This is a genomic window from Streptomyces sp. NRRL B-24572 (assembly GCF_002156145.1).
Lineage (GTDB): Bacteria > Actinomycetota > Actinomycetes > Streptomycetales > Streptomycetaceae > Streptomyces > Streptomyces vietnamensis.
This window is the reverse complement of the sequence record NZ_MWIG01001162.1, coordinates 1-661: the sequence shown is the minus strand read 5'-3', so window position 1 is coordinate 661 and position 661 is coordinate 1. Positions and strand designations below refer to the sequence as shown.

At 77.5% G+C, this 661-nt stretch carries 1 protein-coding gene; it reads right to left on the bottom strand.

Annotated features, from left to right (window positions below):
* Nucleotides 1-661: ATP-dependent helicase C-terminal domain-containing protein (locus CCN56_RS41045; RefSeq protein ID WP_306300669.1), on the bottom strand; the 661-nt coding region annotated here is incomplete at both ends.

Here is a 661-nt window from a genome sequence, read left to right as displayed (position 1 = left end):
CCGCGGGCCGGCCCGCGGGGGAGAGGAGATGGACGAGCACCGGGACCCCCGCCACCCGGGGCGTCTCGGCCAGGCCGAACATCTCCTGGAGCTTCACCGCGAGCACCGGCCGCTCGCCCCCGTACTCGACCCGTATCCGCGAACCGCTCGGGACCTCGATCCGCTCCGGCGCCAGCTCGTCGAGACGCACCGCCTCGCCCGACGCCCACGGCAGCAGCCGCCGCAGCGCCTCCCCGGCGTCGATCCGCCCCAGATCGGCCCGGCGCGACGCCCGCGACAGCTCCGGCTCCAGCCATTCGCCGGCCCGGTCGACCAGCGCCCCGTCCGACACGTCCGGCCACGGCTCCCCCAGCTCCCGGTGGAGGAAGGCCAGCCGCTCGCGCAGCTCCCCGGCCTCCCGGCGCCACCGCAGCAGCCCGAGCCCCTCGCGCCGCAGACCGTCGAGCAGCGCCTCCCGTACGAGCGCGGGCTCGGCCCCGGCCCCCAAGGGGCGGACCGTCAGCTCCACTGCTCCCAGCCGGTCCACCGACCGCGCGACGACGTCCCCGTCCTCCCAGCGGACCTCCTCACCGGTGCTCCGCAGATGCCCGGCCGCCCGGCACGCCATGGACTCGTCCACCACGGCCGCGAGCCGCACCCGCGCCGTGGTGGACGAGTCCAT